Source organism: Actinokineospora sp. (genome assembly GCF_052390155.1).
Classification (GTDB): Bacteria; Actinomycetota; Actinomycetes; order Mycobacteriales; family Pseudonocardiaceae; genus Actinokineospora.
Window position 1 is genome coordinate 14987 of sequence record NZ_JBQTHF010000021.1, and the last position, 16126, is coordinate 31112.

At 70.6% G+C, this 16126-nt stretch carries 19 protein-coding genes and 1 tRNA gene; 3 read left to right on the top strand and 17 right to left on the bottom strand.

The window, feature by feature from the left end; translation table 11 throughout:
* Nucleotides 1–170: 170 nt before the first annotated feature.
* Nucleotides 171–365: a ferredoxin gene (locus tag ACT4N7_RS07840; protein ID WP_444827937.1), complete on the top strand. Its 195-nt coding sequence runs from the start codon at nucleotides 171–173 to the stop codon at nucleotides 363–365.
* Between the two features lie 5 nt (nucleotides 366–370).
* Here the strand turns inward: ACT4N7_RS07840 and ACT4N7_RS07845 are convergent, their stop codons facing one another.
* The 6 genes from ACT4N7_RS07845 to ACT4N7_RS07870 all read right to left on the bottom strand — a co-directional run bounded on the left by ACT4N7_RS07845 (nucleotide 371) and on the right by ACT4N7_RS07870 (nucleotide 5984).
* Nucleotides 371–1186: a class I SAM-dependent methyltransferase gene (locus ACT4N7_RS07845; RefSeq protein ID WP_444827938.1), complete on the bottom strand. Its 816-nt coding sequence runs from the start codon at nucleotides 1184–1186 to the stop codon at nucleotides 371–373.
* A gap of 112 nt (nucleotides 1187–1298) precedes the next feature.
* The gene (locus tag ACT4N7_RS07850) at nucleotides 1299–2060 is read right to left on the bottom strand and encodes a TetR/AcrR family transcriptional regulator (RefSeq protein WP_444827939.1); all 762 of its coding nucleotides are present in this window, start codon (nucleotides 2058–2060) and stop codon (nucleotides 1299–1301) included.
* A gap of 74 nt (nucleotides 2061–2134) precedes the next feature.
* Entirely contained in the window at nucleotides 2135–2959 is an 825-nt protein-coding gene (locus tag ACT4N7_RS07855) for an ABC transporter ATP-binding protein (protein ID WP_444827940.1), read from the bottom strand.
* Nucleotides 2960–2992: 33 nt separating this feature from the next.
* Nucleotides 2993–3922 (bottom strand): ATP-grasp domain-containing protein, encoded by a 930-nt coding sequence (locus tag ACT4N7_RS07860; RefSeq protein ID WP_444827941.1) that lies wholly within the window; start codon nucleotides 3920–3922, stop codon nucleotides 2993–2995.
* 444 nt (nucleotides 3923–4366) lie between these two features.
* Entirely contained in the window at nucleotides 4367–4975 is a 609-nt protein-coding gene (locus tag ACT4N7_RS07865; RefSeq protein WP_444827942.1) for a DUF4389 domain-containing protein, read from the bottom strand.
* 37 nt (nucleotides 4976–5012) lie between these two features.
* On the bottom strand, nucleotides 5013–5984 hold the full coding sequence (locus tag ACT4N7_RS07870; RefSeq protein WP_444827982.1) for an NAD(P)-dependent alcohol dehydrogenase: 972 nt from the start codon (nucleotides 5982–5984) through the stop codon (nucleotides 5013–5015).
* A gap of 137 nt (nucleotides 5985–6121) precedes the next feature.
* Here ACT4N7_RS07870 and ACT4N7_RS07875 point away from each other — a divergent pair, with 137 nt between their 5' ends.
* Entirely contained in the window at nucleotides 6122–6787 is a 666-nt protein-coding gene (locus tag ACT4N7_RS07875) for a TetR/AcrR family transcriptional regulator (protein ID WP_444827943.1), read from the top strand.
* 118 nt (nucleotides 6788–6905) lie between these two features.
* On the opposite strand, the gene ACT4N7_RS07880 is transcribed toward ACT4N7_RS07875, so the two are convergent.
* From ACT4N7_RS07880 to ACT4N7_RS07915, 8 genes are all read right to left on the bottom strand, one after another.
* Nucleotides 6906–7286, bottom strand: a complete 381-nt coding sequence (locus ACT4N7_RS07880) for a hypothetical protein (protein WP_444827944.1) — start codon at nucleotides 7284–7286, stop codon at nucleotides 6906–6908.
* A gap of 223 nt (nucleotides 7287–7509) precedes the next feature.
* Complete coding sequence (locus ACT4N7_RS07885) at nucleotides 7510–8154, bottom strand: alpha/beta hydrolase (protein ID WP_444827945.1); 645 nt, start codon at nucleotides 8152–8154, stop codon at nucleotides 7510–7512.
* 47 nt (nucleotides 8155–8201) lie between these two features.
* The gene (locus ACT4N7_RS07890; RefSeq protein WP_444827946.1) at nucleotides 8202–9146 is read right to left on the bottom strand and encodes a sterol desaturase family protein; all 945 of its coding nucleotides are present in this window, start codon (nucleotides 9144–9146) and stop codon (nucleotides 8202–8204) included.
* 52 nt (nucleotides 9147–9198) lie between these two features.
* Nucleotides 9199–9960, bottom strand: a complete 762-nt coding sequence (locus ACT4N7_RS07895) for a helix-turn-helix transcriptional regulator (protein ID WP_444827947.1) — start codon at nucleotides 9958–9960, stop codon at nucleotides 9199–9201.
* A gap of 71 nt (nucleotides 9961–10031) precedes the next feature.
* Complete coding sequence (locus ACT4N7_RS07900) at nucleotides 10032–10238, bottom strand: hypothetical protein (protein ID WP_444827948.1); 207 nt, start codon at nucleotides 10236–10238, stop codon at nucleotides 10032–10034.
* A 101-nt stretch (nucleotides 10239–10339) separates the two neighbouring features.
* Nucleotides 10340–10413, bottom strand: a tRNA-Pro gene (locus ACT4N7_RS07905).
* A 146-nt stretch (nucleotides 10414–10559) separates the two neighbouring features.
* Nucleotides 10560–11696: a sensor histidine kinase gene (locus tag ACT4N7_RS07910; protein ID WP_444827949.1), complete on the bottom strand. Its 1137-nt coding sequence runs from the start codon at nucleotides 11694–11696 to the stop codon at nucleotides 10560–10562.
* A gap of 27 nt (nucleotides 11697–11723) precedes the next feature.
* Nucleotides 11724–12383 carry a response regulator gene (locus tag ACT4N7_RS07915; protein ID WP_444827950.1) on the bottom strand — a complete coding sequence of 220 codons (660 nt, stop codon included), beginning with the start codon at nucleotides 12381–12383 and terminating at the stop codon, nucleotides 11724–11726.
* Between the two features lie 87 nt (nucleotides 12384–12470).
* On the opposite strand from ACT4N7_RS07915, the gene ACT4N7_RS07920 reads away from it, so the two are divergent.
* Nucleotides 12471–13265, top strand: coding sequence for an alpha/beta fold hydrolase (locus tag ACT4N7_RS07920; protein ID WP_444827951.1), 795 nt, complete (start codon nucleotides 12471–12473; stop codon nucleotides 13263–13265).
* Here the strand turns inward: ACT4N7_RS07920 and der are convergent.
* Genes der through cmk form a run of 3 tightly spaced genes read right to left on the bottom strand, consistent with a single transcriptional unit; the run spans nucleotide 13262 to nucleotide 16054 of the window.
* Complete coding sequence (gene der, locus ACT4N7_RS07925) at nucleotides 13262–14671, bottom strand: ribosome biogenesis GTPase Der (protein ID WP_444827952.1); 1410 nt, start codon at nucleotides 14669–14671, stop codon at nucleotides 13262–13264. The genes ACT4N7_RS07920 and der overlap by 4 nt on opposite strands.
* On the bottom strand, nucleotides 14668–15321 hold the full coding sequence (locus ACT4N7_RS07930) for a lysophospholipid acyltransferase family protein (protein ID WP_444827953.1): 654 nt from the start codon (nucleotides 15319–15321) through the stop codon (nucleotides 14668–14670). Before ACT4N7_RS07930 ends, der begins: the two co-directional genes overlap by 4 nt.
* 4 nt (nucleotides 15322–15325) lie before the next feature.
* Nucleotides 15326–16054 carry a (d)CMP kinase gene (gene cmk, locus ACT4N7_RS07935; RefSeq protein ID WP_444827954.1) on the bottom strand — a complete coding sequence of 243 codons (729 nt, stop codon included), beginning with the start codon at nucleotides 16052–16054 and terminating at the stop codon, nucleotides 15326–15328.
* Nucleotides 16055–16126 lie beyond the last annotated feature (72 nt).

The window sequence follows — 16126 nt, forward strand, 5'->3', positions numbered from 1 at the left end:
TCGCTAGCCCAGCGCGACGTGCCTGTTCACGATTTTGGCCACTCGCGCTAAGGGAAACCCCCAAACTCTGTAGGCGTCCGACAATCACCGGGACGGCAAGACTGGGGATTCTCCTGGGAGAGTTGTGCGTAGCGCGTCGCGGAGCGGACCGGCGGCTACCGTCTGCGGCCATGGCGCGCATCGAGGTGGACAGCCGCAGTTGCATCGGGGCGGGACAGTGCGTCGTGTCGGCACCCCAGGTGTTCGACCAAGACGACCTGGGCATCGTCACGGTGCTCGTCGCGGAGCCCGCGGAGTCCATGATGGACACTGTGCGCGAGGCGGCCCTGATCTGCCCTTCGCAGAGCATCTCCGTCCGGGACTGACCCGGTCACTTGTAGGCGGTCACCGCCGCCATCGTCCCCGCCCACCAGTAGTTGCAGTCCGGCGGCGGCCGCAGCCCGGTCACCAGTTCCACCGAGAACGACCTGAAGTGCGCGAGCAGTGCCCGTTGGTGCACCCGGCTCAGCGAGTCGATCTCGTTGGTGTAGTAGGAGAAGATGCCGCCCGGCCGCAGGTGCGCGGCGGCGTGCTCGAAGAAGTTCGCCGCGAGCACGATGGCCTTCGGGCCCAGCGTCTCGACGAACTCCTTCTCGTTGGTGGGGTAGGTGTCGTAGAGGATCGCGTCGAACTGGCCGAGGTCGCCGAGCACGTCCTGCCAGGAACCCAGCACCAGCTCGATGTCGCGGTCGGGCCACTGCCCGCGCCACTGTTCGAACCGCTTGGCCACGTCCTCGTTGATCTCGATGATCGTGTGCGAGTCGACCCCGGCCTCCTGCACGTAGGTGGCCGAGATGCCCATGCCGAACCCGACCTCCAGCAACGCGCCGCCCGCGGCCGCCGCGTTGTCGGCGAGCACCTTCATCAGCGGGTGCTCCCAGTCCTGCATCACCTGCTGGCCTTGGATGAGGAGTTGGCTGGGGTCGCTGTAGTCGGCCGTGCTGCCCTGCCAACCGGTGCGGATCAGCGGGCGCTGGGAGCCGTCGACGAACTCCTGCTGGATGGCGTCGAGGTGCGCGAGGTCGCTCGCCAACTCCCGCACGGCGCGGTTGAGCAGCAGGTTGCGCTGCCCGTTTCCCTTGGTCCGCAGGAAGTCGGCGCGCTTCATGGTCACCGTGATGTCGAAGTCCTCGAACTTCCGCTGCATCGTCGGCGTCTCCTCGCAGGTCGACCAAGCGGGCACCGCGATGCTACGACGGCGACACTGGGGAAATTGCTGGTCAATGGTCCGCCAGTCCCGTCGCCGTCCGCCGGTGGTCTCACGCCCCCGGTTCAGCCTGCGCCGACCGCTCCTCGACAAGCACCGCGATGCCGTCGAACAGCCTGCGCAGGCCGAACTCGAAGGCGTGCGCCGGGTCGTACGCGGCGCCGTGTTCCTCCCCCGCGGCCGTGCCGACCTGGTTGGCCGTCGGGAAGCTGTCCGATTCCGCGAACTTCGCCAGCCACGGCGCGTGGGCCTGCCACCACTGGCTGTCGGTCATCCCCGACCCGCGCTCCAGCTCGGCGACATCCGCCGCCGCGCGCGCCGCGCTCTTGACGTGGCCGAGCACCAGGGTGAGCACCGAGTCCATCTCGACGCCGGAGAGGCCGACGCCCGCGAGCGCGCGCAGCTCGTAGTCGTACTTCGCCAGCAGGTTCGGCCCCAACACCGGCCTGCTTGTCTCGACGTAGGTGAGCCACGGGTGCCTGCGGTAGAGCGCCCAGTTCTCGCGCGCGATCAGCTCCAGCCTGGTCCGCCAACCGCCCTCGACGTCATCCGGGCGCGCGATCTCGCCGTACACCGTGTCCATCATGACGTCGAGCAGTTCGGCCTTACCTGGCACATAGGTGTACGGCGACATGGTGCCGACCCCCAGCGCCTCGCTCACCCGGCGCATGGTCAGCGCGCCGATGCCCTCGGTGTCGGCGATCCGAATGGCCGCCTGGGCGATCCGGTCCACGCTGAGATCGGATCTGCCCTCGCGGCTCACGGGCTCCTTCGTCCGCCACAGCAGCGCCAGGCTGCGCGCTGGATCGGACATGCCCCGGGTTTCCTTGGTCATGGTCCGGCGATGATATAGCCCGTACGTCGTACGCTCGCGGGTCTGACAAGCGATCAGTCACGCAAGGCCCGATAACGGTTGACCGCGAGCGGCAGAAAGACCAGCGTCAGCACGAGCGGCCAGACCACCGCCATCAGCGCTGGGTTCTGGGCGATCCACGAATCGCCGCCCCAGCCGGGGTTGTGCACGACCACGTCGATCCGTCCCGCCGATCGTGGACTTGAGGTCGTCCGGGTGCCCTCGGCGATGACCTTGCCGGTGTCGATCACCGAGATCCGGTCGGCGAGTTGGTCGGCCTCGTCCAGGTACTGGGTGGTGAGCAGCACCGTGGTTCCGCCGCGCACCAGCGCGCGCACCGCTTCCCACACCTCGTTTCGGCCGCGCGGGTCCAAGCCTGCGGTGGGCTCGTCGAGGAACAGCACCGAGGGCGCCAGGATCATGCCCGCCGCCAGGTCCAGCCGCCTGCGCATGCCGCCGGAGTACGCCTTGACCGGCTTCGAACCGGTGTCGGCGAGACCGAATCGCGCCAGCAGCTCGTCCGCCCGCACCTGGGCCTGCCGGGCGCCGAGGTGGCAGAGCCTGCCGAACATGACCAGGTTCTGGCGACCGCCGAGGATCACGTCCACGGCCGTGTGCTGCCCGACCAGGCCGATCCGCCCGCGCACCTGGGCCGCCTGACGCGCCACGTCGCACCCGGCGAGCTCCGCGCGCCCGCTGTCGAACCGCCGCAGGGTGGCGAGGATGCGGACCGACGTGGTCTTGCCCGCGCAGTTCGGACCGAGCAGCCCGCACACCGTTCCTCGTGGAACCCGGAGGTCGAACCCGTCCAGCGCGTCCTTGTCCCCGTAGCGCTTGCGGAGTCCCTGGCCGTACGTCATACGGTACAGCACTCCGTATGACGTACGCCAGCGCTACAGCATCGCGAGGTGGGCGCGCACGTACGGGACCGCCGCCGAGTCCGGGCCGTCCACCGCGCCGAACACCGGGTGCACGTTGACCTCGAACACCACTCCCCCGTTCTCGACGGCGAGGTCGACGCCGCCGAAGGTCAGCCCGAGCGACTTCGTGGCGCGCACCGCCAACTGGTGGACGTCGTCGGGCAGTTCGTCGATCGGCACCACGGTCGAGACCGCGCCCTGCCCCTCGTTGCAGGGCGCGTCCGGGTCGGACTGCACGTGCTCGCACACCCGCACGACGCGCCCGTCGAGCACCACCACGCGGAACTGGTGGCGCAGTCCGGCCGCGTTGACGTTGTTTGCGTCCCGCGCCATCAGCCAGTCGAGCCCGGCCGCGGCGTAGCCGCGGGCGACATCGTGGAGTTGGCCGCGGGTGGTGACGTGGAAGACGTCGTTGCCGCCCGTGCCGACCGACGGCCGCGCCCAGACGTCCCCGCCGAGCCGTTCGAAGGTCTCGTCGGCCGACTCCGGGCGCGGGTCGGACAGGGCGACGGTCTCCATGTGCGGGATGTCGTCGAGGAGGAACTGCTCGACCGTGCGGTCCTTCTCGGTCGCCGTCCGCCACGCGTCGGCGTCGAGGCCGAGGGAGACCGCCCCGAGCGCGCGCAGCCGCCGCTGAACCGGCGCGAACGACCACCGATCGGGCGGCTGGATCTCGTAGACCAGCAGGACAGAGGGGGTGACAACCAGGTCGTCGGCCGGAACTTCGAGGCGGAGCACGCCATCCACCGCGACGGCCCGCCCGGACCCGCCGACCATGAAGTGCCGCGCGTCGACGTGGACGGGCGGGCGCCCGGTGAGCATCTCGACGGCGCTGGCCAGGGTGGCCCGCGCCCCCTCGGTCGAACTGTGATCGGTCATCAACACGATGCGGCTGGTGTCCATGGGTCGGATCTCGCCTCCTGGGGCAGTGGTGTCACGACGTGGAGGCACGCCGGCAGACCGTCCGAGGCCACGGCCCCGACGTCTCCGGATGCGAAAGGAACGATGCTGACCGAAACGGCGCGGCGGCACGCCCTCCTCGAAGTTGCGGGCACGGCACCGTGACCCGGTCCGCCCACCCGCCCCGCCGCTCGGACCCGCCCGCCTGACAGCCGTAGCGAGTCCACGACCACGACGATCACAGATCGCGGTCACCACCCCAGCGTACGGGGAATTCCAGCCGACGACCGCGCGGCGGCGGCCTGCCGCCCCGCCTGACGGCGTCACCCCGCCCGACACCCACACACACCGACGTCGATCGCCCACCACGGAGTCCACAGTGGACAGTGCGATGCCACCCCGAGCACCGAGGCCCGCGTACAGTGAAACCCACGCGGGCCCGGTGCTTCAGTAAGAGGAACCCGCTTGCAGACCGAACGGCGGATACTGGTCGGTGAGCAGACCGGCGTAAGCCTGCACACGCACGTTGTAGCGATAGACACCCACCAGGAAATCGCGAAGCCGCCGCGGATATTCGCCGGTCACCAGCACGGCGAAGAACCCGGCGATCACCACGGCCATCGCCGCGATGCCCAACGCGGCCAGCACCAGGTAATGCGGGACGGCGAGCAGCCACTTGACCAGCGGCTGCCACCGCGACATTCGGTCGGGATAGGTGAAGGTGACCACGGTGTGCGGATCGACGCCGTCGTCCGCGGCGGTCGGCGCGAAGTCGTAGGGTGGATAGTCCGCGTGCAGGAATAGCGCGTAGCTCGCGGCACGCCATTCATAGCGAAACGTCATGGCGATCGTGTCGAAGAGCGGGCGGGGAATGCGTCCGGTGCACACGACGGTGAGGAAGGAGACGAGCGTCAGCACGGCCCGCACCATGGTCAGCGCGTAGGCGATGAACAATTGCGGAATCGCGAGAAACCACTGCACTAGCGGTCGCCAGCGGGCGATCTCGCGCGTGCCGCGAAAGTCGACTTGGGTGGGACAGGGGGCGGCAATGGACATGGGTGTCCTCCTTGGACAATTCGGTGGTGGTCGAGCGTCAGATGGTGACGACGACTTTTCCGCGGGCATGGCCATCGACCATGTACTGGATGGCCGCGGGGGCTTCGCCCAATGGGTATGTCTTGTCGATAGCCGGTGTCACCGCGCCCGACTCGATCAGTTCGGTGAGCACGGCGAGGTCCCGCGCGTTCTCCGAGTTGATGACCGCGCCCAGCGTCTGGCCGACGAACAGCGACATCACGGGCGCCCGCAGCGAGCGGTCGAAGCCGCCGAGCCACCGGCCGCCCGTCTCGCCGCCGACGATGACGAGCGTCCCCCGCGGGGTGAGCGCGCGCCGCAGTTGGGTCAGGGAGCGATTGCCGCCGCAGTCGAGGACGACGTCGTAGCGCTGCCCGCCCGCCGCGATGTCGTCGCGCGTGTAGTCGAGGACGTGGTCGGCGCCGATGGACCGGACCAGGTCCACCTTCGTCGGGCCGCACACCCCGGTGACCTCGGCGCCGAACGCCTTGGCGATCTGCACGGCGAAGGTCCCGACGCCGCCGGACGCGCCGATGACCAGTACCCGCTGCCCGGGCCGCACCTGTCCCCGATCGCGCACGGCCTGCAGCGCGGTGAGACCGGAGACGCCTGCCGCGGCCGCCTGCCCGAAGGTGAGATTCTTCGGCTTGGGCGCGAGTTTGCCCTGGTCGGCCCGGGCGTACTCGGCGAAGGTGCCCTCGCCGATGCCGTACACCTCGTCGCCGGGCCGCAGCGTGGTCACGTCCTTGCCGACGGCCTCGACGCGTCCGGCGACCTCCCGACCCCGCACGCGGTCCTTGGGTGCGCACACCCCGTAGCCCGCGAGGCGCACCGGGTAGGGCAGGCCCGCCATGAGGTGCCAGACCCCGCGATCCACGCCGGCCGCGTGCACCCGCAGCAGCACCTCGCCGTCGCCGATCTCGGGCCGGTCGATCTCCGCCAGCCGCAGGACGTCCGCCTCGCCGTACACGTCCTGCACGATCGCCTTCATCGTCGTCGACTCGGCCTTCGTCTGCCGCGCTGCCGTCCGCTCGGTTCCCACCGCATACTCCCTACGTTGTAAGCTTATGTTGTAAGCAGTACGCTTACGTCGTAAGCTTGTCAAGGCTGGGAGACAGGAGGGTGAGAATGACCGACCCGAGTGGCGAGCCACGCGGCCGACTGAACCGCGACCTGGTGCTGCGGACCGCCGTCGCGCTCGCCGACGCGGGCGGGATCGAGTCGCTCACCATGCGCAAACTCGGCGTGGAACTCGGCGTCGAGGCGATGTCGCTGTACCGGCACGTGGCCAACAAGAGCGACCTCCTCGACGGCATGATCGACAGCGTCTTCGGCGAGATCGTCTTGCCCTCCGGTGAAACCGACTGGCGATCGACCATGCACAGGCGCGCGACGTCGGCCCGCGAGGTCCTGTCGCGGCACCGATGGGCGACGGGGCTGATGGAGTCGCGGACCTCACCCGGTCCCGCGACGTTGCGACACCACGACGCGGTGCTCGGAATACTGCGGACAGCGGGCTTCACGGTGGAGTTGGCCGCCCACGCGTACTCCGCCCTGGACAGCTATATCTACGGATTCGCCCTGCAGGAGGCGAGCCTGCCGTTCGACAACGCGGACGAGACGAGCCAGGTCACCCAGATGATCATGGCCCGATTCGCCTCCGGCGAGTATCCGCACCTCACCGAGATGGCCGTCGAGCACGTCATGCAACCCGGCTACAACTACGGCGACGAGTTCGAGTTCGGCCTCGACCTGATCCTCGACGGCCTCGAACGGGCCCGCCACCCCGTGTGACCCGCTTTCCGGGCGCGAAGGACACCAGCCACCCCGGCTCCGCAACCAAGCCGAAGTCTGCCACGGCAACGAGACTGGTGATCCTGCCCGACGTCGCTTCGTCCAGCGGCAATCCGAGTCACCAGGACGAGTACGGTGCGGGCACCACCGGATCGACCGGCTCGGACACGAACAGCACGACCAGAATGCTTGCCACCAGCGCCACCGCGCCCCCGATCCGCGTGGACCACAGGCAAGCCGCCGACGGCTCCGGCCGACTTCCGGCAAACCGCCACCGCGGCGTTTCCCAGCCGAAGAGCACGCGGGGATGCAGCAGCCCCAACGTGCCCGCCATGGCGAGCACGCCCGCCCAGAAATCCCGCCCCACCGTGTCCTCCCCGAAGACGCGCCCCAGCACGAAGACCACGATCCCGGCCGCGGGGACAGCCAACTCCGCGCCGACCCGGACAATGCCGCGCCCCAGCGGCTCCGGCCGCCAGGTCCGTCGTTGATTCACCACTGCCCCAGCGTGCAGCCCGGCCCGACCGCCGGACCCCAACCCGTGCACGACCGGAGAACGGCATTGCTCACGCAAACAAGTCGACCAAGACACGTGTCGAGCGGGCTTCGGGCGGTATGCCTGCCGCACTTCGCGTTGGTCATGCCCTTGGTCACGCCGGGAAGCCCGCTCGCCGCCACCCGGTAGCGCAGGACGTCCTCGTGGTGCACGGCCTCCGGCGACGTCAGACATCGCATCTACCTGAAGGAGTCGGTGACCACTTCGCGAAAAGGGTGATCGTGTCCAGGAACCGTGTCGCGTGGTGGTGGAAGTCGGGATGGGGTGGCTCGGGGCAGCCGGGCAACTCTTCGGCTTGTGGCAGCAGGCTGAGCAACGCGTCGACGGTGTGGCGCTGGTGGGTCGGATTGTCTGGAACCGAGGGGAGCACTCCGACCGGTGTGCGCAGGGCGGAGATCTCGTCGTCGGTGACGCCGCGCAGTGTTCTGCCGGCCAGCAGTGCATTGATGGCCGTGGGTGAGGCGCCTTGCTCGGTGAGGCGGTGGCGGGCACGGGCATCGATATCGGGATCGCAGGCGGTCGCAGGCCAGGCCAGCACCAGCCGTGCGACGAAGTGCGGAAAGGTCAAGGCGAGCCGAACCGCCGGGGAACAGCCATTCGAGCCTGCCATGACGGTGATCGGCTGATTGGGTAGTGCCGCCGCGAGGTGGTCGACTTCGGCGGTCCAGGTGGATGGTCGAACCGGTCGATTGGGGGCCAGCACACCGAAGCCACGCTGTTGCAGGCCGGTCACGACGCCCGGTTGGTGCCAGAACCGCTCGGCGTCCATCTGTTCCCAGAGGCCGCCGTGGATGAGCAGCAGTGTCGTCAAGCCATGGACTCCCTTGCGCTGAAAGCGAAGATCATCACTATCCGACTTCAGGGATCCACACGGCGGGCGTCCGCCACACGCGGCTGCTGATCAGGCGGCCGGACATCCTGGCGCACGCGGCGGGACGCTCGTTCGTCCGCTGCGCAGGCACCGCTGGGTCGGAAGGGCTCGGCGAGCTGGGCGAGATACCCGTTGGGGTAATGGGGTTTGGCTGCCATCCCGAGGTCGCCGCTGTCGAACCGACGGTTGGGATCGTAGGTGTAGGTGCCGAGAAGATGGTCCCAGATCAGGGTGAACAGTCCGAAGTTGACATCCCCGATACCGGCCCACTTCAGGTGGTGGAACCGGTGGGCCTGGTTGAGCGCTAGCACAGCGCGCAGCCGCCCCACCCGATAGTCCACATTGGAATGCTGGAGAAGGAGTTGGACGGCGACGCAGAGGGCGAGTGCGTAGGCCACGCTGGTCGGCAAGCCGAGCAGCACCAGGGGTGCGACCCCGCCCGCGGTTTCCAGGGTCTGATGGAGCGGGTGCTTCATCAGGCCGTTGAAGCCGTAGGCGCGGGTGACGCTGTGGTGCACCGCGTGCAGCCGCCACAGCGCCGGGACTCGGTGGCTGGCCAGGTGGACCAGCGTGATGCCGAGGTCGGCCACGAGCACCGCGGCGAGCACCTGGAGCACGAACGGCCAGCCATGGGGCCAGACGCCGTCGATCGAAGCGACGGCGGTGAGCACGGGCAGCGCGGCGACGCAGGCAAGGGTGAGGGTCTCGTTCACCGCGGCGTGGGCGGCGTCGCGCCGATCGTCATCGCGCGGGGTGTTCCACTCCTCTCGGTAAGGCAGGACGCGTTCGGCGGCGAACGACGCCGCGATGGCGAGCAGCAGCAGGGTGAGCAACCAGAGCTTGGCGCCGCCTGCGGCGACGATGGCGATCCCGGTGCCGTTGATGGCCAAGAGCATGAACGGCGCGTAGCCGTACCGGACGAGTGTGCGCATGTCCTTGAGCCTGCGGGTCGACCAGCGTTCGGGCTTGAACAGACTCGCTGACTCATGGCACCGGTTCGTGCCAGTCCACGGCGCGTGCCAGCAGCGAAGGGGCGAGACCGAACATCTCGTGGCAGACGCGGGTGAGGTGCGCGCTGTCGGCGAACCCGGCGGCGTGCGCCGCATCGGTGAGGGTCCCGCCGTGCCGAGCGTGGTCGATCGCGCGCCGCAGACGCGCCCACCGCACGTAGGCACGGAACGGTAGACCGAGTTCGTCGGCGAACAGGTGACCGAGCCTGCTGGCCGAGATTCCGGCCGCCGCCGCGAGCTGTCCCAGGTGGACAGTGTGGTCCAGCATGGCGGGCAGCACGGCGACCGCCCGCCGCAGCGCAGGGTGCAACGGCGTCTCGTTGGGCGGGCCTGCGTCGGCGAGCTTGCCGAGAACCTGGCAGGCGCTTGGGATGTGGTCCAGGTTGCCGTCCAGGATGTCGTCGAGCAGCGGCCGCGCCGCCGCGGCCCACGCGGCGACGGAATCGACGGGCAGTCGCGTGCGCCGCACCCGCGCGGTCAATGCCTGACCGAACAGTCCGTCGGCGTCGATCCACGCCATGAGCCCCGCCGAGCCGCCTGCCAGTTCGTGTTCCGCGCCAGGCGGAATGACCGCCGCGCGGCCCTGCCATTCAGTGCCGGACTCGTCGCGCAGCCGCACCGGCTCGGCAATGGCGAGCACGAGTTGCACCGCGGCATGCCGGTGCCGATGCGCGACGCCCAGCTGACCGGCGTAGATCAACCGCCCGGGCTGGAGAGCCACTGTTCCCTGCCACATCGTCAACTCCTGTGTGGACGGTCGGGCGGTGTTGGTGATCACGTGGCGGGGTGGGCTGAACCGACACTCGCTCAGGCGGAGTCCTGCTCGCGCATCACGTCGACAAGCAAGGTGCTGTGCTTTCCGCTGCGCAACATCGGGTGGTCTCGGACATCGCGAAGGAAACTCGCGGTGGTGGCCACGCCGCGCCTGCCGAACCGACGCGCGCCCGCGCGGCGAACCAGCAGGCAACGTTCGACAGTCTCCGCGCGGACGTCGCCGTCCAGGAGGGTTCCCATGGACGCAGGGTAGGCCGACTCCACCTCACCCGTCAGCGTCGAAGCAACCCAAAGCCCTCTGAACTGGGCAAACAACCAGTTCAGAGGGCTTTGATCACCTGTCGGGCTGACAGGATTCGAACCTGCGACCCCTTGACCCCCAGTCAAGTGCGCTACCAAACTGCGCCACAGCCCGGCCACATCCGCTCTCACGAGTGCTGCGCAAGCCTAGCGCACGGCCGCCCAACACCCGGACACGGGTGCGGGGACCCGCCAGTGGCGAGTCCCCGCGTGATCCCCTCGGTCCTTCACCATTCCCCAACGGCGCCGGCACCAGGTCGACTATCGCCCGGCGCGCAGTGGGCTGCCACCGCCGGAAGTCGAGGGGTTCGGACCGACTTTCGTCGGTAGTGCCGGAAGGTCGGCCAGGACGGAGAAGCCGCCGTTCGGGAGTGGTTCGGCGCGGAAGGTGCCGCCGACGTTGTGGACGCGTTCGATGAGTCCTTCGAGGCCGGTGCCGCCGGAATCGACGGTATCGGCGGGGTGGCGGGGAGCGCCGTTGACCACGGAGACGATGATCCGCTGCGCATCGCGGACCAGGCGGATGTCCACGGGGGCGCCGGGGGCATGTTTGACGGTGTTCGTGAGGGCTTCCTGGACCACGCGGTAGACGGCGCGGCCGACTGCCGGGGTGCTGGAGTCGGCGGCGGGCTCTTCGGCGAAGGTGACGGCGAGGCCCGCGCCTCGGGCACGGGTGACGAGGTCGGGGAGGTCGGCGATGCCGCGCTGGTCGACGGCGGCGAGGCCGAGGGCGGCGCGCATCTCGGCGAGGGACTGTTTGGCGAGTTCACGCAGCCGGTCGGCGGTCTCCTTGGCACGCGGATCGTCGGTGGTCGCGGACAGCGCCGCGGCCTGGACGGCGATGAGGGTGGCGTGATGGCCGACGGCATCGTGGATCTCGCGGGCGATGCGGTTGCGTTCCTCGGCGCGGGCGCGGTCGAGGCGCGCCTCCAGCTCGGCCTTTCGGGCGCGCTCGACCTCGGCCAGGCTGGCGGCGAGGTCGCCGCGGAGGCGGACGAGGACACCCAGCGCCGCCGGGCAGCCGATCGCGACCAGCGCGAACATGAGGCTCATGATTCGATCCGCCACCGGCATGACCACGCTGAACTGGACCGGGATCGCGATCGCGAGGAACCCGACCACCACCCACACGGCGGCGGCGCGGATGCGGGGTGCCGTTCGCCCGATGCGGAACAGGGCGACGATCGCGGGCGGCCAGCCCAGGCCGCCGACGAGCGCGGGCAGGCACACCAGCATCACGAGCCACGGCAGGCGCAGCCGTAGCGGCAGCGCCAGGCAGGCGATCACGGCGGTGGGTACGGCGAAGGCGAAGGCGGTCGGATGCGACAGCAGCACCGCTGCCAGCGGGATGCCGACCACGAGCAGTTCACCTCCCAGGACGCGCGCGAGACGCGGCATACCGGACACCTCCGATCGGGAACACGGTCACGACCTGCCCTCGGACACCACGTCCACCCCATGCAGGAGCAGCGCGGCCTGCACCCGGTTCTGCACACCAAGCTTGGTCATCAGCGCGGACACATAGCTCTTCACCGTGGCCTCGGTAAGACCCAGGGCGGAGCCGATGGCCGCATTCGGCCTGCCGTCGGCGAGCAGGTCGAGGACCTGGCGTTCGCGGGCGCTCAGCGTGGCGATGGCCTGGGCCCGGTGCAGGGCGACGCCCGCGCCGCGCAGGCGGGGCAGGAGGCGGGCGGTGATCCGCGGGTCGAGGACGGCGCCGCCCGCGGCCAGGTCGAGGACAGCGCGGACAAGCATGTCCGGCTCCGCGTCCTTGAGCAGGAATCCCTGGGCGCCGAGTTCGAGCGCGCGGGCGACGTAGTCGTCCAGGTCGAAGGTGGTGAGCACGGCGGCGGCTGGGGCGTTCGGCATCGCCGCCAGCATCCGCAGCGCCGCCAGACCGTCGACGCCGGGCATCTGGACGTCCAACAGCACGACGTCGGGGCGGTGGCGGCGGACGGCGTCGACGGCGGAGGCGCCGTCCGCGGCCTCGGCGACGACCTCGATGTGGCCGCCCGCCTGCAGCAACACGCTCAGACCGTGGCGCAGCAGCGCCTCGTCGTCCGCCAGCACGACGCGTACAGGCATGATCCCCAACGCCCGACCTCCCGGCTCCCGTTGCGCAAGCCTAACCTTGGCCTGGTCAGAGCCGCGCCCCCGACAGGAGAGCCAACTGTGCCGATCGCCGACCTTGGTGACCGTCGACTGCACTACGTCCGCCGCGGCCAGGGCGCCCCGCTGCTGCTCATCCAGGGCATGGCGGGCCACGACCGGCTCTGGGGCGAGCCGTTCCTCGCCCTGCTGGAACGCGATTTCGACGTGGTCGCGTACAACCACCGCGGCATCGGCGAGAGCAGTTGGGCGGAGGGCCCGTTCACCGTGGCCGGGCTGGCCGACGACGCGGCGCGCGTACTCGGGGCGGTGGGCTGGTCGGACGCGCACGTGCTGGGGATCTCACTGGGCGGGATGGTGGCGCAGGAGCTGGCGGTGGCCCACCCCGACCAGGTCCGCACGCTCGTCCTCGGCTGCACCTACGCGGGCCCGGACGGCGGCGCCCTCGACGCGCCCGGACCCGCCCGCATGCTGGCCGCGATGAACACCGGCGACGCCCGGAAGTCGCTGCGCGCGGGCTACGAGGCGAACCTCTCCCCCGGCTTCCGCGCCGACGAGTCCCGCTACGCCGAGTTCCTGGACGTGACGCTGGCCGAGCGGGTGCCGGGGCCGGTGGTGCTGCTGCAGTTCCAGGCCGCCCTGGCGCACGACGCGGTGCGCGGGCTGCGGAAACTGGCCATCCCCACGCTCGTCGTACACGGCACCGAGGACGAGATGATCACGCCGATGAACGGCGCGCACATCGCCGGGCTGGTGCCCGGCGCGCGCCTGGAGATGCTCGACGGCGTCGGGCACCTGTTCTGGTGGGAGCGGCCCGAACTCAGCGCGAAGCTGGTGCGCGAGCACGCCCTCGGCTAGCTCTTGCGCTGTTTCTTCTCCCGCACGCGGACCGAGATCCGCACCGGGCTGCCGGTGAAGCCGAACTGCTCGCGGAACTTGCGCTCGACGAACCGCCGGTAGCCCGCCTCCAGGAACCCGCTGGTGAACAGCACGATTGTCGGCGGGCGGGTCTGCGCCTGGGTGGCGAAGAGGATCTTCGGCTGCTTGCCGCCGCGCACCGGCGGGGGTGTCGCGGCGACGAGGTCGGCCAGCCAGCCGTTGAGCTGGCCGGTGGACACCCGCTGGTCCCAGGAGTCGAGCGCGGTGCGCAGGGCGGGCGCGAGCTTGCGCACGGCGCGGCCGGTGAGCGCGGAGACGTTGACCTTCTCCGCCCACGGCACGCGGACCAGGCCGCGGTCGAGTTCGCGTTCCAACTGGTGCCTGCGGTCCTCGTCGACCAGGTCCCACTTGTTGAACGCGAGCACGCAGGCGCGCCCGGACTCCACGACCATGGTGAGCACCCGCAGGTCCTGCTCGGCGATCGGCTCGCTGGCGTCGAGCAGGACGATGGCGACCTCGGCGGACTCGATGGCCGCCTTGGTGCGCAGCGAGGCGTAGTACTCGGTGCCGCTGGCGAAGTTGACCCGCTTGCGCAGACCCGCGGTGTCGACGAAGCGCCACACCTGCCCGTCCAGCTCGACCAGCGAGTCGACCGGGTCGACGGTGGTGCCCGCGACCGCGTCGACCACCGCGCGGTCCTCGCCGCTGAGCCGGTTGAGCAGGCTCGACTTGCCGACGTTGGGCTTGCCGATCAGCGCGACTCGGCGGGGGCCGCCCTTGGCGCCGAAGGTCTCCTTCGGGGTCGCGGGCAGCGCGGCGAGGATGGCGTCGAGCAGGTCGCCGGAGTTGCGGCCGTGCAGCGCGCTGACCGGGAACGGCTCGCCGAGGCCGAGCGACCAGAGCGCGGCGGTGTCGGCGAGCAGGCGCTCGTCGTCGACCTTGTTCGCGACCAGGATCACCGGACTCTTCGAGCGGCGCAGCACCTTCGCGACGGCCTCGTCGGTGGCCGTGGCGCCGACGGTGGCGTCCACCACGACGACCACGGCGTCCGCGTGCGCCATCGCGTACTCGGCCTGCGCGGCGACGGCGCCCGCCAGGCCGTCCAGGCCGGGCTCCCAGCCGCCGGTGTCGAGCACGGTGAACCGGCGGCCGTTCCACAGCGCGTCGTAGGCGACGCGGTCGCGGGTGACGCCGGGGATGTCCTGCACGACCGCCTCGCGGCGGCCCAGGATGCGGTTGACCAGCGTCGACTTGCCCACGTTGGGCCTGCCGACGATGGCCAGCACCGGTTGCGGTGTGGCGCCGCCGTCATCGTCGTCGCCGAATCCGTCGGCGATCGCGTCCCACTCGGACTCGTCGGCCCAAGTGCCATCCAGCTCAGTCATGACTCCGCTTTCGTGTGCAGCGCACGCTGCTCGTCGAGTTCGTGGACCAGGTCGGCGAGCCGGACCCGGATCTGTTCGGTGGCGTCCGCGAGGCCGGGTCGGCCGCGGCCGACCCGCAGCTCGAACGGCTCGCCGACAAGCACGTCGACGACGGGACGCCAGCGCCTGCCGCTGCCGTCGGGCCGCCGCGTGCCGCGGGTGGCGACGGGCAGCACCAGCGCGCCGGACGAGCGGACCAGCCAGGCCGCGCCCGGCTCGGCCGCGGCGACGTCGCCCGTACCGCGCGTGCCCTCGGGAAACACGCTGACGAGACCGCCGTCGCGCAGCACGCCCACCGCGGCGAGCAGCGGCGTGCGGTCGGGCTCGCCGCGCCGGACGCCGATCTGCCCGATGGCGCGCAGGCCCCGGCCCGCGAGGCCGCGGAACATCTCCCGCTTGACCAGGAACACCGAGCGGCGCGGCAGCATTCCGAAGATGAGCTGCGGCTCGATCATCGAGCTGTGGTTGGCCACGAGCACCACCGGGCCGGTGCGGGGCACGTGGTGCAGTCCGCGCACCCGGACCCGGTACGCGGGGCGGAAGCACCAGCGGCCGATGACCCGGCACGTGTCGTGCAGCCAGGGCAGGGCGCCCTCGGGCAGACCGGTCACGCGCTCACCGTCCCGCCGACCGCGCGGCGGTGCCGCGCAGTCCCCGGTCGCGGACGATGTCGAGCAGCCGGTCGAGCACGGCCCGGATGTCCAGGTCGGTGGTGTCGATCTCCACCGCGTCGACGGCCGGGCGCAGCGGCGAGGCCGCGCGGGTGGAGTCGAGCCGGTCACGACGTTCCACGTCGGCCAGCGTGGCGTCCACTGTGGACGTACGGCCTTCGCGACTGTCCTGTTTGGTCCGCCGCGACGCGCGGGCGTCGGCCGATGCGGTGAGGTAGACCTTGAGGCCCGCGTCGGGCACCACGACGGTGCCGATGTCGCGGCCCTCGACCACGATGCCGCCGATCCGGGCCCTGGCCTCGCTGATGAGCTGCCGCTGGCGGGCCACCAGCAGCTCGCGCACCCGCGGCACGGCCGACACCGCGGACACCGCGAGCGTCACCTTCCGCCCCCGAATCTCCGCGGCGACGTCCTCCCCGGCCAGGCGCACGTCCGCGTGGTTCGGGTCGGTCCCGATGTGCAACTCGGCCTGCTCGGCGACCCGGAGCACGGCCGCGCCGTCGGCCGGGTCGACGCCGTCCCGCAGTACGGCGAGGGTGATCGCGCGGTACATCGCGCCCGTGTCGAGGTAGCCGGAGCGCAGCGTGGCCGCGAGCCTGCGGGCGACGGTGGACTTGCCGGTGCCCGAGGGTCCGTCCAGCGCGACGACACCACGAAGCTCACCCTGTCCCACCGCGACTGCCTCCTCTTGCGGATGCCTGTACCAGCGGTCCATTCTGCCTGGCGGCCTCCGCGGACCTCCGGC

What these genes read in the sequence shown, in the direction of transcription:
- ACT4N7_RS07910 (WP_444827949.1), bottom strand. Translation starts at nt 11,696, where the DNA reads ATGCCGCGTCTCGCGCGCGTCCTGGGAGGTGAACTGCTCGTGGTCGGC.
- ACT4N7_RS07895 (WP_444827947.1), bottom strand. Translation starts at nt 9,960, where the DNA reads ATGTGGCAGGGAACAGTGGCTCTCCAGCCCGGGCGGTTGATCTACGCC.
- ACT4N7_RS07850 (WP_444827939.1), bottom strand. Translation starts at nt 2,060, where the DNA reads ATGTCCGATCCAGCGCGCAGCCTGGCGCTGCTGTGGCGGACGAAGGAG.
- ACT4N7_RS07845 (WP_444827938.1), bottom strand. Translation starts at nt 1,186, where the DNA reads ATGCAGCGGAAGTTCGAGGACTTCGACATCACGGTGACCATGAAGCGC.
- ACT4N7_RS07870 (WP_444827982.1), bottom strand. Translation starts at nt 5,984, where the DNA reads ATGAAGGCGATCGTGCAGGACGTGTACGGCGAGGCGGACGTCCTGCGG.
- ACT4N7_RS07900 (WP_444827948.1), bottom strand. Translation starts at nt 10,238, where the DNA reads ATGGGAACCCTCCTGGACGGCGACGTCCGCGCGGAGACTGTCGAACGT.
- ACT4N7_RS07915 (WP_444827950.1), bottom strand. Translation starts at nt 12,383, where the DNA reads ATGCCTGTACGCGTCGTGCTGGCGGACGACGAGGCGCTGCTGCGCCAC.
- ACT4N7_RS07855 (WP_444827940.1), bottom strand. Translation starts at nt 2,959, where the DNA reads ATGACGTACGGCCAGGGACTCCGCAAGCGCTACGGGGACAAGGACGCG.
- ACT4N7_RS07875 (WP_444827943.1), top strand. Translation starts at nt 6,122, where the DNA reads ATGACCGACCCGAGTGGCGAGCCACGCGGCCGACTGAACCGCGACCTG.
- ACT4N7_RS07840 (WP_444827937.1), top strand. Translation starts at nt 171, where the DNA reads ATGGCGCGCATCGAGGTGGACAGCCGCAGTTGCATCGGGGCGGGACAG.
- der (WP_444827952.1), bottom strand. Translation starts at nt 14,671, where the DNA reads ATGACTGAGCTGGATGGCACTTGGGCCGACGAGTCCGAGTGGGACGCG.
- ACT4N7_RS07860 (WP_444827941.1), bottom strand. Translation starts at nt 3,922, where the DNA reads ATGGACACCAGCCGCATCGTGTTGATGACCGATCACAGTTCGACCGAG.
- ACT4N7_RS07890 (WP_444827946.1), bottom strand. Translation starts at nt 9,146, where the DNA reads ATGCGCACACTCGTCCGGTACGGCTACGCGCCGTTCATGCTCTTGGCC.
- ACT4N7_RS07865 (WP_444827942.1), bottom strand. Translation starts at nt 4,975, where the DNA reads ATGTCCATTGCCGCCCCCTGTCCCACCCAAGTCGACTTTCGCGGCACG.